Origin of the sequence: Saccharomonospora cyanea NA-134 (assembly GCF_000244975.1) — a bacterium.
Lineage (GTDB): Bacteria > Actinomycetota > Actinomycetes > Mycobacteriales > Pseudonocardiaceae > Saccharomonospora > Saccharomonospora cyanea.
Genome location: NZ_CM001440.1, coordinates 992,192 through 1,007,935, shown reverse-complemented (window position 1 = coordinate 1,007,935; position 15,744 = coordinate 992,192). Strand labels below are relative to the sequence as shown.

Below are 15,744 nucleotides of genomic sequence, written 5' to 3'. Positions count from 1 at the left end.
GTGGCGACATCGACCTTTTCGAACTGACCATCGCAACATCGGGCCGAATCGTTAGCCGACCAGTGCGCTACGTCACAGCGCACCGGTGGGGCTCTCGTGGCCCGGTTGTGCCGAGCACGAGGAGGGGCCGCCAGCCGTGACCCGCCCCGCACCGCGCAAACCCTCGGCGCCTTCCGAGGGTTTGTACGACGAGCAGTACGAACACGACGCCTGTGGCGTGGCCTTCGTCGCCGACCTCACGGGCCGCGCGAACCATGACATCGTCGCGAAAGCCCTGGTGGCGCTACGCAACCTGGAGCATCGTGGCGCCCGTGGCGCCGAACCCGACACGGGTGACGGCGCGGGCATCCTCATCCAACTCCCCGACGCCTTCTTCCGCGAGGTCACCGACTTCGACCTGCCCGAACCCGGCGGTTACGCCGCGGGCACCGCGTTCCTGCCACGCGACGAGCAGGCGCGGGGCAGGGCGGTCTCCACCATCGAGCGCATCGCCGCCGAAGAGGGCATGCGCGTGCTGGGCTGGCGTGAGCTGCCCGTGGACACCGATCACGTGGGCGCCATCGCCGCGACCACCATGCCCCACTTCGCGCAGGTCTTCCTCGCACCGCAGCGCGACGAGGTGACCGGCCTCGAGCTGGAACGCGCGGCGTTCTGCGTCCGCAAGCGAGCCGAGCGGGAACTGGCCGAGCAGGACGTCTACTTCCCGAGCCTGTCGTCGCGCACGATCGTCTACAAGGGAATGCTCACCGAGCCGCAGGTCGAGGGGTTCTTCCCCGACCTCACCGACGAGCGGGTCACCAGTGCCATCGGTCTCGTGCACTCCCGGTTCTCCACCAACACGTTCCCGTCGTGGCCGCTGGCGCACCCGTACCGCTACATCGCCCACAACGGCGAGATCAACACGCTGCGGGGCAACCGCAACTGGATGGACGCACGCGAGTCGCAGCTTTCGTCCGAGTTGTTCTCCGGCGACCTCTCCCGCCTGTACCCGGTGATCACTCGCGGCGCGAGCGACTCGGCGTCGTTCGACGAGGTGCTGGAGCTGCTGCACCTCGGTGGCCGGTCACTGCCCCACGCGGTGCTGATGATGATCCCGGAGGCGTGGGAGAACCACCAGGAGATGGACCCGGCGCGCCGGGCCTTCTACGAGTACCACTCGACGCTGATGGAGCCGTGGGACGGCCCCGCGCTGGTGTCGTTCACCGACGGCACGCAGATCGGCGCGGTACTCGACCGCAACGGCCTGCGCCCCGCGCGCTACTGGGTGACCGAGGACGGTCTCGTGGTGCTCGCCAGCGAGGTCGGGGTGCTGGAACTCGACCAGTCCTCCGTCGTCCGCAAGGGACGGCTGGAACCGGGCCGCATGTTCCTCGTGGACACGGCCCAGGGCCGCATCATCGACGACGCGGAGATCAAGGCGGAGCTCGCCGCCGAGCACCCGTACGCGGAGTGGCTCGACGCCGGCCTGTTGCGGTTGGGTGAGTTGCCCGAACGCGACCGTGAGGTGCCGTCGGACGCCTCGCTGACGCGCAGCAGGCAGGCGTTCGGCTACACCTCCGAGGAACTCGGGGTACTGCTCGAACCGATGGCCCGCACCGGCGCGGAGCCGATCGGCTCGATGGGCAACGACGCGCCGCTCGCGCCGCTGACCAGCAGGCCCCGGCAGCTCTACGACTACTTCACCCAGCTGTTCGCGCAGGTGACGAACCCGCCGCTGGACGCCATCCGCGAGGAGCTGGTGACCGCGCTGCGTACGCAGCTCGGTTCGGAGTCCAACCTGCTGGAGGCCGGGCCCCGGCACTGCCGCAAGATCGTGCTTCCCTTCCCGGTGCTGGACGACGACGAACTCGCCAAGCTGGTCCACGCCAACGACGACGGCGACCTGCCCGAGTTCACCTCGCACACGGTGCGCGGCACGTTCGAGGTCGCGGGCGGCGGCGAGGCGCTGGTGCGCAGGCTCGACGAGATCCGCGCCGAGGTGAGCGAGGCCATCGCCGACGGTGCGCGGCTCATCGTGCTGTCCGACCGCGGTGTGGACGCCGAGCACGCGGCGATCCCGTCGCTGCTGCTCACGGGCGCGGTGCACCACCACCTGGTGCGGGAGAAGAGCCGCACCCAGGTGGGCCTGGTGGTCGAGTCGGGCGACGCGCGGGAGGTGCACCACATCGCGCTGCTCATCGGCTACGGCGCCGCGGCCGTGAACCCGTACCTGGCGATGGCCACGGTGCGGGAGCTGGCGGAGCAGGGCAGGCTGGGCGACGTCACGCCCGAGCGGGCCACACGCAACCTCGTCACCGCGCTCGGCAAGGGCGTGCGCAAGACGATGTCCAAGATGGGCGTCTCCACCGTCGCCTCGTACACGGGCGCGCAGATCTTCGAGGCCATCGGGCTCGGCTCCGAGGTCGTCGACACGTGCTTCACGGGCACGACGTCGCGGCTCGGCGGAGTTGGCTTCGACCTGCTCGCCCGCGAGGTGAGCGAGCGGCACCGCCGTGCCTTCCCCGCCGACGGCGTGCGGGCGGCACACCGTGAACTCGAAACCGGCGGTGACTACCAGTGGCGCCGCGAGGGTGAGCCGCACCTGTTCAACCCGCACACGGTGTTCAAGCTGCAGCACTCCACGCGCAGCGGCAGGTACGAGGTCTTCAAGGAGTACACGCGCGCCGTCGACGACCAGTCGCGGCAGCTGATGACGCTGCGCGGGCTGTTCGAACTCAAGGAGGGTGCGCGCCCGCCGGTGCCGATCGAGGAGGTCGAACCGGTCTCGGAGATCGTCAAGCGGTTCGCGACCGGTGCCATCTCCTACGGCTCGATCTCGCAGGAGATGCACGAGACGCTGGCCATCGCCATGAACCGGCTCGGCGGCAAGTCCAACACCGGCGAGGGCGGCGAGGACCCGGAGCGCCTCCACGATCCCGAGCGGCGCAGCGCCGTGAAGCAGGTCGCCAGCGGCCGGTTCGGGGTCACCAGCGAGTACCTGGTGAACGCCGACGACATCCAGATCAAGATGGCGCAGGGCGCCAAGCCCGGCGAGGGCGGGCAGCTGCCCGGCGGCAAGGTGTATCCGTGGATCGCGAAGACCCGGCACTCCACGCCGGGGGTGGGGCTCATCTCACCGCCGCCGCACCACGACATCTACTCGATCGAGGACCTCGCCCAGCTCGTCCACGACCTGAAGAACGCCAACCCGGCCGCGCGCATCCACGTGAAGCTGGTGTCCGAAGTGGGCGTCGGCACGGTCGCCGCCGGGGTGTCGAAGGCGCACGCGGACGTGGTGCTGATCTCCGGCCACGACGGCGGCACGGGGGCGTCGCCCCTGTCGTCGATCAAGCACGCGGGTGGTCCGTGGGAGCTGGGGCTGGCCGAGACGCAGCAGACCCTGCTGAGCAACCGGTTGCGCGACCGCATCGTGGTGCAGGCCGACGGCCAGCTCAAGACGGGTCGCGACGTGGTGATCGCCGCGCTGCTCGGCGCGGAGGAGTTCGGGTTCGCCACGGCCCCGCTGGTGGTGTCGGGCTGCATCATGATGCGCGTGTGCCACCTCGACACGTGTCCGGTGGGTGTGGCGACGCAGAACCCGCAGCTGCGGGCCAAGTTCAGTGGCAAGGCGGAATACGTGGTGAACTTCTTCGAGTTCATCGCGCAGGAGGTGCGCGAGTACCTCGCCAGGCTGGGGTTCCGCTCGATCGCCGAGGCCGTCGGCCACGCCGAGCTGCTGGACACGCGCAAGGCCGTCGACCACTGGAAGGCGTCCGGCCTGGACCTCTCGCCGATCCTCCACGTGCCCGAACTGGAGCCGGGCGCGGCTCGCCACCAGGTGGTGGCGCAGGACCACGGGCTCGACGCGGCGCTGGACAACACGCTCATCCAACTCGCCGAGGGCGCTCTGCTCTCCGGCGACAAGGTGAAGCTCGAACTCCCGGTGCGTAACGTGAACCGCACGGTCGGCACGATGCTCGGCTCGGAGGTCACGAAGCGCTGGGGTGGTGCGGGCCTGCCGGACGACACCATCGACATCACGTTCACGGGCACGGCGGGCCAGTCGTTCGGCGCTTTCGTGCCCAGGGGCATCACGCTGCGGCTGGTCGGTGACGGCAACGACTACGTCGGCAAGGGCCTGTCCGGTGGCCGGATCGTCGTGCGGCCGCCGAGGGAGGCCCGGTTCGCCGCCGAGGACAACGTCATCGCCGGCAACGTGATCGGCTACGGCGCCACCGGTGGTGAGCTCTTCCTCCGTGGCCGGGTGGGCGAGCGGTTCTGCGTGCGTAACTCCGGTGCGCTGGCCGTCGTCGAAGGCGTCGGCGACCACGGTTGCGAGTACATGACCGGCGGGCACGTCGTGGTGCTCGGCCGCACGGGCCGCAACTTCGCGGCGGGCATGTCGGGCGGCGTCGCCTACGTGCTCGACCTGCGGCCCGTCCGCGTGAACCCCGACATGGTGGACCTCGATCCGCTGGACGACGAGGACGAGGAGTTCCTCCGCGACGCGATCGAGCGGCACTACGTGGAGACGGAGTCGGCGGTGGCGCACGCGCTGCTCACCGACTGGGAGTCCGCGCTGGGACGGTTCACGAAGGTCATGCCGAAGGACTACAAGCGGGTCCTGCGCGCGCGTGCCGAGGCGGAGCGCGAGGGGCGGGACGTCAATGTCGCGATCATGGAGGTGGCCAATGGCTGAGAATCACAGCGCAGCCATGCCCGCCGACCGGGTGCGGGTGCCCCGCAAAACACAGAGGCGGCCAATGGCTGACACTGCATACGCAGCCATTGCCGCCGACCGGGTGCGGGTGCCCCGCAAAACACAGAGGTGGCCAATGGCTGACACTGCATACGCAGCCATTGCCGCCGACCGGGTGCGGGTGCCCCGCAAGACACAGGAGGTGGCCAATGGCTGACCCCAAGGGTTTTCTGACCACCGAACGCGAGGTCCCGAAGTCCCGTCCCGTGGACATCCGTATCCGGGACTGGCGGGAGGTCTACGAGGAGTTCGAGTCCTCGAAACTCACCGGGCAGGCCGGGCGCTGCATGGACTGCGGCATCCCGTTCTGCCACCAGGGTTGCCCGCTGGGCAACCTGATTCCGGAGTGGAACACCCTGACGTGGCGGGACGACTGGCGCGACGCCATCGAGCGCCTGCACGCCACGAACAACTTTCCCGAGTTCACGGGCACGTTGTGCCCCGCGCCGTGCGAGGCGGCGTGCGTGCTGGGGATCAACGACGACCCCGTGACGATCAAACGGGTCGAGGTCTCGATCATCGACCGGGCTTGGGACGAGGGGTGGGTCACCCCGCAGCCGCCGGAGACGAGAACCGGCAGGAGGGTCGCCGTGGTGGGCTCCGGCCCTTCCGGGTTGGCGGCGGCGCAGCAGTTGACGCGCGCGGGCCACGACGTGGTGGTCTACGAGCGCGCCGACGCGATCGGCGGTCTGCTGCGCTACGGCATTCCCGAGTTCAAGATGGAGAAGTTCCGGCTCGACCGCAGGCTGAACCAGATGCGGGCGGAGGGCACGGAGTTCCGCACGGGTGTGGACGTCGGTGTGGACCTCTCCGTCGACGAGCTGCTCGCGGGCCACGACGCGGTGGTCCTGGCCGGTGGGGCGACAGCGGCTCGCGACCTGCCGGTGCCCGGCCGGGAACTGCCCGGTGTACACCAGGCGATGGAGTACCTGCCGTTCGCCAACCGGGTCGCCTCCGGTGCGCTGGCGGCCTCGCCGATCGACGCGGCGGGCAAGGACGTCGTCGTGATCGGCGGTGGTGACACGGGCGCCGACTGTGTCGGCACCGCACACCGGCAGGGCGCGCGTTCGGTGACCCAGCTGGAGATCATGCCGAAGCCGCCCGAGGCGCGGTCGGAGGCACACCCGTGGCCGACCTACCCGATGATCTACCGGGTGTCGTCGGCGCACGAGGAGGGCGGTGAGCGGCTCTACTCGGTGAACACGCAGGAGTTCCTCGCCGACGACGAGGGCAGGTTGCGCGCGCTGAGGCTGGTCGAGGTGCGGCGCGAGGACGGCCGGTTCGTGCCTGTCGAGGGCACCGAGCGGGAACTGCCCGCTCAGCTCGTGCTGCTCGCGATGGGGTTCGTCGGCCCGCAGCGGGAGGGTCTGCTGGACCGGCTCGGCGTCGAGCTGGACGCCCGCGGCAACGTCGCCCGCGACGCGTCGTTCGCCACGAGCGTGGACAAGGTGTTCGTCGCCGGTGACATGGGGCGTGGCCAGTCGCTGATCGTGTGGGCGATCGCGGAAGGGCGCTCGGCCGCGGCGGGTGTCGACGCCTACCTCACCGGGCGCGACGTGCTGCCCGCTCCCATCTCACCCACCGACCGGCCGATCGCCTGACCCGTGCCGACCATCGCGGGCGAAAGGCACAAACGTCGCCTTTCGCCCGCGACGGCAGCGGAAAACCGGTGTTGTGGGCGAGAATGTCCGACCATGATGACTGATCCGAGGCGGCGGGTCACCGAGTTCGTGGCCGGACGGCTGGAGGAGGGGGCCCTGCTCCTGCGCAAGTACGGCCGTCGCGCACGTGGCGGTCCGCGCACGCTCGTCCTGGGCGGGGTCCGATCCGGCAAGTCACGACACGCCGAGCAGCTCATGTCGCGGTACCGGTACGTGGTCTACGTGGCGGGCAGCGCACCTCCCGGCGACGCCGACCCGGAGTGGGCGGCGAGAGTCGCGGCCCACCGCGCCAGGCGGCCCGCCCACTGGCGCACGGTCGAGACCATGGACATCTCGGGCGTGCTCCGGTCCACCACCGCGCCGGTGCTCGTGGACTGCCTCGGCACCTGGCTGACCCGGGTGCTCGACGAAGCGGGCGCGTGGGAGCAGCGGTCCGGCTGGCAGCACGCGGTGGACGAGCGGTTGCAGGACTTCGTCGACGCCTGGCACGCCACCACCGTTCCCGTGGTGGCGGTCAGCAACGAGGTGGGTTCGGGCGTCGTTCCCGCCACGCACTCGGGTCGCGTGTTCCGGGACGTACTGGGTGCTCTCAACACCGCCGTCGCGGCGGGTTCGGACTCGGTGCGGCTCGTCGTGGCGGGGCGGGTGATGCACCTGTGAGGTCGGCTGTGAGCACGGCGGCGCCCATCCACGTGCCGCTGCCCGACGCGACGGCGGAGCACCAGGCGCGACGGCGGCTCGACGAGCTGGTCAAACCTGTCGGCTCGCTCGGCAGGCTTGAGGAGCTCGCCGCGTGGCTGTGCGGCGCTCACGGCACGGTACCGCCGCGTCCGCTGGACGACGTGCGCGTCGTGGTGTTCGCGGGCGATCACGGCGTGTCGAGGACGGCGCCGGGTTCGCCGGGTGTGTCCGCGTACCCGCGCGAGATCACCGCGGCGATGGTGCGCGTGTTCTGCGCGGGCACCAGCGGCGTCACCGTGCTCGCGCGCGAGGTCGGCGCGCGGGTGCGGGTGCTGGACGTCGCCGTCGACGCCGAGCTCGACGACGTGCCGCGCGAGGTCGTCGCCCGCAAGGTGAGACGCGGTTCCGGCTCGGTCGACGTGGAGGACGCGCTGGCACCGGGAGAGGCCGAGAGGGCCTTCTCCGTGGGCCGGGCCGTGGCCGACGAGGAGATCGACGCCGGGGCGTGCGTGCTCGTGCCCGGCGACATGGGTATCGGCAACAGCACGGTGGCCGCCGCGCTGACCGGGGCCTCGCTCGGCCTGCCCGCGCGGGAGGTCGTGGGTACCGGCACCGGAGTCGACGAGCCGGGACGCGCTCACAAGGTGGCGGTGGTCGACCGGGCACTGCGCCGCGCCGGGGACCGGGTCGGTGACCCGTTCGACCGGCTCACCGCGCTCGGCAGCGCGTGCGCGGCGGCGACCGCCGGCTTCCTGGTGCAGGCGGCCGTGCGGTCGACCCCGGTGGTGCTCGACGGGGTCTTCTCCGTCGCCGCGGCACTCGTGGCCCGTGACATCGCCCCGGGCGCCGCGCGGTGGTGGCTGGCCGGGCACGCCTCGACCGAACCGGCACAGAGGCTCGGGCTCGCCTCGCTCGGCCTGGAACCGATCCTCGACCTGAGGCTGCGCCTGGGCGAGGGCAGCGGCGCGGTGCAGGCGGTGCCCGTGCTCCGCGCCGCCAGAGCGGTGCTCGCGGGCATGAGCACCCTCGCCGAGGCGACGTGAGGCGGAACTCCCCCGTTCTGCGGGACGGCGTGCTGATGTCGGTGGGCACGTTGACGGTGCTGCCCGTCGCCGCGCCGTCAGTGGTGAACCGCCGCGTGGCCGCCGTGGCCATGGTGCTCGCGCCGCTGGCCGCGCTCCCGCTGGCAGGCGTGGCGGTGCTGGCCGTTCTCGCCGGGACGTGGCTCGGCCTGCCCCCGTTCGTGACGGCGGTCGCCGCGATCGGTGCGGTGGCGTTCGGCAGCCGTGGCCTGCACCTCGACGGGCTGGCCGACGTCGCCGACGGCCTCGCCGCCTCCTACGACCGGGACCGCGCACTGGCGGTGATGCGGCGCGGCGACGTGGGCCCGAGTGGGGTCGTCACCCTGGTGCTCGTGCTGCTCGGCCAGGTGGCGGCTCTCGCGGGCGCGGTGACCGCGGGCGTGGGTGTGCCCGCCGTGGCCGCAGCGGTGCTGGCGGGACGTGCGGTGCTGCCGCTGTGCTGTGTGCGGGGAGTGCCCTCGGCCCGCCCCGACGGGCTCGGCGCGGCGGTCGCGGGCACCGTGCCGCCGTGGGTGGCTGGGGCGCTGGTCTCGGGTGGACTCCTCGCCTGCGCCGTGGTGCCGGGCATCGCCTGGTGGCACGGCTTCCTGGCGCCGGTCCTCGGCTGGGCGTGCGCGGCGGTGTTGCTCGCGCACGCCGTCCGCCGGTTCGGCGGGCTCACCGGCGACGTCCTCGGCGCGTGTGTCGAACTCACCACCGTGGTGGTCCTCGTCGTGCTGTCCGTTCCGGCCTGACCCACGGGAGGGTGACTCGTCGGCCGGGCCGCCACGGCCACTCGGGCTAGCGTGAGGACTGATGGACTCCGCCACCTCGACGCTCCCGGATACTCCGGACGGCGCATCCGGGACCGCGACGGGCCGGTCCCGGATGCGGGCCTGGCGACGGTCGGCGGTGATCTCGGGGCTCGTCACGGTGCTCGCCGCGGTCGTGTTCCCGTTCCTTCCGGTGGTGCAGGAGACCGCCCGCATCACCTGGCCGGTCGGCGGCGACACCACGGCGGTCAACGCGCCGCTGGCGTCGTACTGGGCGCTGGACACCTCCGCGGAGTTACCCTGCGCCGCGGTCCGCTCGCTCGACGCCCGCACGTCCGGCCCGGCGCTGCTGCTGTCCACGATCCCACCCGCCCGCGACGCCAGCGGCGTGGGACTGCGACTGACCGTGCGGGACGGTGAACTCCTCGCGGTCCATCGCGGCGAGCAGGTCGTGCGCACGACACTGCCCGACCGGGGATGCTCCGTCGGGCTGCGCTCCGATCCCGGTGCCACCACGCTGACCGTGGGCGACGCCGTCGTCCATCACGTCGGTGGCGACGTCCGGCCCCGCATCGTGGGCGTCTACTCCGATCTGGACGGTACCCGCGACCCGGTGGCCGGCCTCACCGTGTCGATCACACCGGACACGCGCTACCAGTCGTCGCCCACCACCGTGAAGCTCGCCGTCGCGGTGCTCGGCGTCGTCGCGGCGCTCGGTTGCCTGGCGGCGGTGGCCCGCAGCGACACCGTCCTCGGCCGCCGAGTCCCACGCAGGCAGGGCCACGGCCGGTGGCGGCCCACCGGACGCGACGTGGCCGTGGTCGGCGTGCTCGCCGCGTGGGTCGTCATCGGCCCCGTCACGTCGGACGACGGCTACATCCTCACCATGGCGAGGGTCGCCGACGACGCCGGATACCTCACCAACTACCACCGCTGGTTCGGGGTCGCCGAAGCGCCGTTCGGCTGGTTCTACCACGTCTACGCGCTCCTGGCGGGTTTCAGCGCCGCGCCTCCGTGGATCCGCCTGCCGTCGTTCCTTCTCGGGGTGGCCGCTTGGCTGCTGCTGAGCCGCAAGGTGCTGCCGCGACTGGGTGTGCCCGTGCGCCGGAGTCGCGCGGCGGGGTGGGCCGCCGCGACCGTGTTCTGCGTCTGGTGGCTGCCCTACGACAACGGCGTGCGCCCCGAGCCGGTGGCCGTGCTGGGCTCGCTGCTCACGCTGTGGGCCGTGGAGTACGCGCTGGCCACCCGCAGGCTGCTGCCCGTGTGCCTGGGTGTCGGCGCGGCCGCGTTCACCTTCGCCGCCACACCCACCGGTCTGATCGCCGTCGCCCCGTTCCTGGTGGCCGCCCGGCCCCTGTTCCGCCTGCTGCGCCACCATGCCGGGCACGGCTGGACGGCCACCCTGGTTCCGGTGTTCGCCTCCGGCTCGCTCGTGCTGCTCGCCGTGTTCGCCGACCAGACGCCTCCGAGCGTGTCCGAGGCGATCCGCCTGCGCGACGAGGTGGGGCCGAGCATGTCGTGGTTCGAGGAACTCGCCCGCTACCAGCTGTTGTTCAGCCAGGGAGCCGACGGTTCGCTGACCCGGCGGTTCCCCGTGCTCCTGCTGGTGTTGTGCACGGTGACGTGTCTCGCCGTGCTGCTGCGACGCGACCGTATCCCCGGCGCGGCGCTGGGCCCCAGCCGTCGCCTCATCGGCACCGGGGCACTGTTCTTCGTGCTGCTGGCCCTCACCCCGACCAAGTGGACCCACCACTTCGGCGCGTTCGCGGCCGTGGGCGCGGCCATGGCCGCCCTGACCGCACTCGCCACCAGCGCCTCCGTACTGCGGTCGCGGCGCAACCACGCGGCGTTCGTGGCGGGCCTGTTGCTCGTCGCCGCCGTCTCGGCGACCGCGCCCAACTCCTACTGGTTCGTGTCGCAGGTCGGCGTGCCGTGGTTCGACCGGCCGCCCGAGTTCGGGGGCATCACCCTGTCCACGCTGCTGACACTCGCCGCCTTCGTGGCAGGTGTGGTGGCGTTCGCGGAGAACGTCCGCGCCCAGCGTCCCGGCCCACCGCCACCACCGGAACGGCCCCGTACGGCGCTGTGGCGGGGCTCGGCGGCCGTCGTCGTGGTGTGCGGGGCCGTGGTACTGGCCACGATCGGAAGCATGGTCAAGGCCATGATCGAGCAACGCGGCACCTACAGCCTCGGAGCCACCAACCTCGCCCACCTCACCGGCGACCACTGCGGCCTCGGCGACCACGTCATGGTGGAACGTGACCCGGCGGCCGGCGTGCTCTCCCCGCTGTCCGGCAGCACGGCATCCGGCACCGGTTTCCACACCCGCCCCACCTCCGCGGAGGACCCGATCGACGGCCCCCCACACGGGTTCACCGCGGAGACCACGCCGATGTGGAGCAGCCACGACCAGGCGGCCACACCGACCGGACGGCTCGACTCCCCGTGGTACCGGCTGCCGCGTGACAGCGGGGGCGACGGCTCCGCGCAGGTCGTCGTCGCCGTCGCCTCGCCGCCCGGCAAAGCCACCGGGGTGGACGTCGAGTTCGGACGGCAGGCCCCGCACGGTGTCGAGGAGCTCATCACCCGCACCGCGCTGGCTCCCGGCGCGGGAACCGGCCTGTGGGAGGACGCGCGCCTGTCGCTGTCGGACGTTCCGCGCGAGGCCGACGCGGTGAGGATCACCGCGGTGGACGACGACCTCACCGACGACGGCTGGGTGGCCGTCACCGCACCGCGCGCGCCGTCGTTCACGACGTTGACCGACCGGGTCGGTGACTCCACCGTCTACATCGACTGGCCCGCCTCGTTCGTGTACCCGTGCCTGACGCCGATGAAGATCCGGGACGGAGTGCTGGAGCTGCCCGACTACCACCTCACGGCCGGCTCGCTCGCCGACGAGGCGGGCTGGGCGAGCGCCGCCGCGGGAGGTGTTCTCGGCAATCTCGACGAGGTCGCGGCGAAACCGGAGATCCCGAGTTACCTCGCGGGCGACCCCGGCCAGCCGTGGGGCGCGCTGTACGCCGTCAAGCCGTACGAGGAAGGAAATCCGCCCACGATCCACCGCGACCGCCAGGTCCGCCCGGGCTGGTGGTTCCCGGGCCCGGGCCCGTCCCCCTGACGCCGTGTCCGCAGCTCTCGTACGCGTGTCCGCACTTCCTGTACGCCATGAAGCGGGGTGGGAACGTCACCTGCGAACACCCGCGCACAGCCTGCGGACACGGCGTTGGGCGTCACTCGTTCGGGCGGTCCGGCCAGTTCCACACGGCCGAGGCGAAGCGGCGCGCCACCTCCGGGTGGCCCGCCCAGTGGACGTGCAGGTAGGAGGCGTGCAGGCTCGGCGACGCGAAACCCTCCGCTCCGCCCTCCCACTCCCAGGCCGGGTGCGGCCCGTGGCGCGGCTCGACCACCGTGCGGTGGAACTCGTGCCCACTCACCCGCTGGCCCCGCACCGCCAGCAGCGAGTCGCCGGGCGAGGCGGCGTCACGGTAGCCGAGACCACCACCGCCGGTCGTCCGGCCCACCGCGTCGAGCGCGCCGACCATCGGCGCCCCGTCGAGCTCGCGACACAGGTACAGCAGGCCCGCGCACTCGGCCGCCACCGGCATGCCGCGCGCCACGGCGTCCGCGACGGTCCTCCGAAGCCTGGCGTTTCCCGACAGTTCCCGCGCGTGCACCTCGGGGAACCCCCCGCCGAAGTACAGGCCCGCGCAGCCTTCGGGCAACACCTCGTCGCGCAGCGGGTCGAGATCGACCACGTCGATACCCGCGGCGTCGAGCAACTCCGCGGTCTCGGTGTAGCGGAACGTGAACGCCGCACCCGACGCCGCCGCCACCACGCGCCGACGCGGCCCGGCGGGCACGTGTTCGGCCGGATCCCACACCGCAGCCGGCAAGGTGGGCGCCGACCGTGCCACCCGTACGATCGCGTCGAGGTCCACTCCAGACTCCACCCACGCGGCCAGTCCGGACACGAGGGTGCGCGCGTCGGCACCCCGCTCCCCGGCCGGAACCAGCCCGAGGTGCCGGTCCGGAGCCCGCAGCGACTCGTCGTACGGCAGGACACCCAGCACCGGGATGCCGGTCGGCTCGAGCGCCTCGCGGATCTCGTCCTCGTGAGCCCGCGCGTTGACCCGGTTGAGGATCACACCGGCGAGCCGGACGCCGGGGTCGTAACGGGCGAATCCGAGAACCGTCGCGGCGATGCTGCGGCTGGCCGTCCACGCGTCCACCACGAGGACCACGGGCGCCGACACCAGTGCCGCGACGTGTGCCGTGGACGCACGGCCCCGCGTGCCGAGAGCGCCGTCGAACAAGCCCATCACACCCTCGATCACGGCCACCTCGGCCGAGCGAGCCCCGTGCGCCAGCAACGGCGCGACCCGCTTTCGTCCCTGCAGGATCGGGTCGAGGTTGCGGGGCGGCAGGCCCGTGGCCAGCGCGTGGTAGCCGGGGTCGATGAAGTCAGGGCCGATCTTGTGTCCGGACACCGCCGTCCCACGGGCACGCAACGCCGCCATCAACCCGGTGGCGACGCTCGTCTTGCCGTGCCCGGTGCCCGGTGCCGCGATGACGATTCTGGGGATCCCGGGGATTCCGGTGACCATGCCCGCACCTCCCCGGCCGACCGTAACGCACGACTCCGGGCGCGGTCGTCCGATGCCGCTAAGCTGCGGCCCCATGCCCAGGGTTCTGCTGGTCGAGGACGACACCGCGCTGGCGACGGCGCTCAGCCTCGCGTTGCGGCGGTTGGGACACGAGGTGACCACGAACCCCTCCGGTGAGGCGGCGTTGCGCACCTTGCTGGACGACCGCGTGGTGCCCGACGTGGTGGTACTCGACCTGATGTTGCCTGGAGTCGACGGCTTCGAGGTGTGTCGCCGCGTCCGGGCCGCCCTCACCGTGCCGATCATCCTGCTGACCGCCCGCGGTGACGCCATCGACGTCGTCGCCGGGCTGGAGTGCGGGGCCGACGACTACGTGGTCAAGCCCGTCGAACCGCGCGTGCTCGACGCCCGTGTGAAGGCCGTGCTGCGCCGGGCGGCCCCGTCCTCGACGCGTGATCCGGTGGTGCGGATCGGGTCGCTGGAGTTCGACCGCGCCGCGATGGTGGTCACCCGACACGGTGAGGAACTGAGCCTCAGCGCCACCGAGACGAGGTTGCTGTTCGAGTTCGTCGACCACCCGGGACAGGTGTTGAGCAGACAGTCGCTGCTCAAACGGGTCTGGGACTACGGCTACGTCGGCGACTCCAGGCTCGTGGACGCCACCGTGGCGCGGCTGCGCGCGAAGATCGAGGAGGATCCGGCCAACCCGGTGTTGCTCAGGACCGTCCGCGGCCTCGGTTACCGGTTGACGAAACCGTGAAGCCGCGTCGCCTCGGTACGCGCAGGCGCCGTCCGCTCGGCCTGCGAGCTCGCATCGCCGTGGTCGTGGCCGTGGTCTGTGCCGCGGGGACCACGGTCATGGCGCTGATGGTGTACCGGTTCCAGGCCGACTCCTCCACGGAACGGTTCACCCTGGCGGCGGACGTGGGGTTCGCCTCCGACCTTCAGCAGGCCAGAGCACGAGTCCACCAACATCCGGGCGGCAACCGGCTCGAAACGGTCACTCACTTCGTGCGGGAACGCGAGGGGATGCACTGGGCACTCTACGAGTTCGCCGTCGAAGGCAAGCGTCCCGTCCCGGTCGGCGGTGTCTATTCGGACTCGGTCGCGGACGGGCAGGCGGTGGTCCGGTCGAAGTCGCTGGTCGTCCCGGCCTGGCTGGTCGACCGTGCGCGCACGGGTGCGACCGCCTCCACGGAGTTCCCGGACCGGCACGGCAACCCGGTGTACCTGGTGGCGGGGCTCGTCGAGCCGGACCTCGTGCTCGTCGAGGAGTACAGCATGCGCCGGCTGCACGACGACCTTTCGGCTCTGCGGCACACCCTCGCGGTGGTGGCCGTGGTGGTGACCGTCCTGTCGGCGGGAGCCGCGCTCCAGGCCGCGCACTTCGCCCAACGACCGGTGCGTGCCGCGGCGAGGGCGGCACGGCGGTTCGGGACGGGCGAGCTCTACGTCCGGCTGCCCGTCCGCGGCGGCGACGAACTCGCCGAACTCGCCAGGGAGTTCAACGACATGGCCGAACGCCTCGGCACGGTGATCGCGCAGTTGCACGCCAAGGACCGGCAGCAGCAACGGTTCATCGCCGACGCGGCACACGACCTGCGCACGCCGGTGGCCACCATGGTCGCGTCCGTGGACAGTCTCGACGACCCCGCCACCCGTGCCGTGTCGGCCTCGCTGCTCGGCGAACAGACCCGCAGGCTGGCCCGACTCGTCGAGGACCTGCTGGAGATCTCCCGGTTCGACGCGGGCACGGCACAGCTGCGGCCCGACCGGTGCGAGCTGCCCGAACTGGTCGAGGACGTCGTCTCCCTCGTCGCCCCGGACTCCGATGTCACGGTGCGTGTCACCGGTGACACCACCGTGGTGGCCGACCCCCGCCGGCTGCACACCGTACTGAGCAACCTGATCACCAACGCCCTGGTGCACGGCGCGCCTCCGGTCACCGTGGAGGTCGGCGGCACCGACCCGAACACGGTGGTGCTCCGCGTGGCCGACCACGGCCCCGGTGTTCCCGACGACCTCCTGCCCGCGGTGTTCGACCGCTTCGTCCGGGGCGACGCCGCCCGCACCGACGGAGGGACCGGACTCGGGCTGGCCATCGCCGTCGAGAACGTCACCGTCCACGGTGGACGTATCGAAGTCACCCGAGCCGGCGGTGCCGTGTTCACGGTGACGCTGCCCCGCACCCCGCCTGGCCACACCGGCACGGCGAAGGACTGA

The 15,744-nt window shown here is 72.0% G+C and carries 9 protein-coding genes; 8 read left to right on the top strand and 1 reads right to left on the bottom strand.

Features of this window, described 5'->3' with window-relative positions; translation table 11 throughout:
* Window positions 1-136 precede the first annotated feature (136 nt).
* The 6 genes from gltB (at window position 137) to SACCYDRAFT_RS04865 (ending at window position 12,035) form a co-directional block, all read left to right on the top strand.
* A complete protein-coding gene (gene gltB, locus SACCYDRAFT_RS04890; RefSeq protein ID WP_005454146.1) occupies window positions 137-4,678 on the top strand; it encodes a glutamate synthase large subunit in 4,542 nt (1,513 codons plus the stop codon).
* Between the two features lie 209 nt (window positions 4,679-4,887).
* A complete protein-coding gene (locus SACCYDRAFT_RS04885; protein ID WP_005454142.1) occupies window positions 4,888-6,339 on the top strand; it encodes a glutamate synthase subunit beta in 1,452 nt (483 codons plus the stop codon).
* A 93-nt stretch (window positions 6,340-6,432) separates the two neighbouring features.
* Window positions 6,433-7,059 (top strand): bifunctional adenosylcobinamide kinase/adenosylcobinamide-phosphate guanylyltransferase, encoded by a 627-nt coding sequence (locus SACCYDRAFT_RS04880; RefSeq protein ID WP_005454140.1) that lies wholly within the window; start codon window positions 6,433-6,435, stop codon window positions 7,057-7,059.
* An 8-nt stretch (window positions 7,060-7,067) separates the two neighbouring features.
* On the top strand, window positions 7,068-8,123 hold the full coding sequence (gene cobT / locus SACCYDRAFT_RS04875) for a nicotinate-nucleotide--dimethylbenzimidazole phosphoribosyltransferase (protein ID WP_005454138.1): 1,056 nt from the start codon (window positions 7,068-7,070) through the stop codon (window positions 8,121-8,123).
* Window positions 8,120-8,896: an adenosylcobinamide-GDP ribazoletransferase gene (locus tag SACCYDRAFT_RS04870; RefSeq protein WP_005454136.1), complete on the top strand. Its 777-nt coding sequence runs from the start codon at window positions 8,120-8,122 to the stop codon at window positions 8,894-8,896. Before cobT ends, SACCYDRAFT_RS04870 begins: the two co-directional genes overlap by 4 nt.
* 61 nt (window positions 8,897-8,957) lie before the next feature.
* Window positions 8,958-12,035, top strand: coding sequence for an arabinosyltransferase domain-containing protein (locus tag SACCYDRAFT_RS04865; RefSeq protein WP_005454134.1), 3,078 nt, complete (start codon window positions 8,958-8,960; stop codon window positions 12,033-12,035).
* Between the two features lie 112 nt (window positions 12,036-12,147).
* Here SACCYDRAFT_RS04865 and SACCYDRAFT_RS04860 read toward each other — a convergent pair whose 3' ends face one another.
* Complete coding sequence (locus SACCYDRAFT_RS04860) at window positions 12,148-13,521, bottom strand: cobyrinate a,c-diamide synthase (protein WP_005454133.1); 1,374 nt, start codon at window positions 13,519-13,521, stop codon at window positions 12,148-12,150.
* Window positions 13,522-13,594: 73 nt separating this feature from the next.
* Between SACCYDRAFT_RS04860 and SACCYDRAFT_RS04855 the strand changes: the two genes are divergently transcribed.
* Both SACCYDRAFT_RS04855 and SACCYDRAFT_RS04850 read left to right on the top strand, forming a co-directional pair.
* Window positions 13,595-14,281 (top strand): response regulator transcription factor, encoded by a 687-nt coding sequence (locus SACCYDRAFT_RS04855; protein WP_005454131.1) that lies wholly within the window; start codon window positions 13,595-13,597, stop codon window positions 14,279-14,281.
* Window positions 14,278-15,744 carry a HAMP domain-containing sensor histidine kinase gene (locus SACCYDRAFT_RS04850; protein WP_005454129.1) on the top strand — a complete coding sequence of 489 codons (1,467 nt, stop codon included), beginning with the start codon at window positions 14,278-14,280 and terminating at the stop codon, window positions 15,742-15,744. Before SACCYDRAFT_RS04855 ends, SACCYDRAFT_RS04850 begins: the two co-directional genes overlap by 4 nt.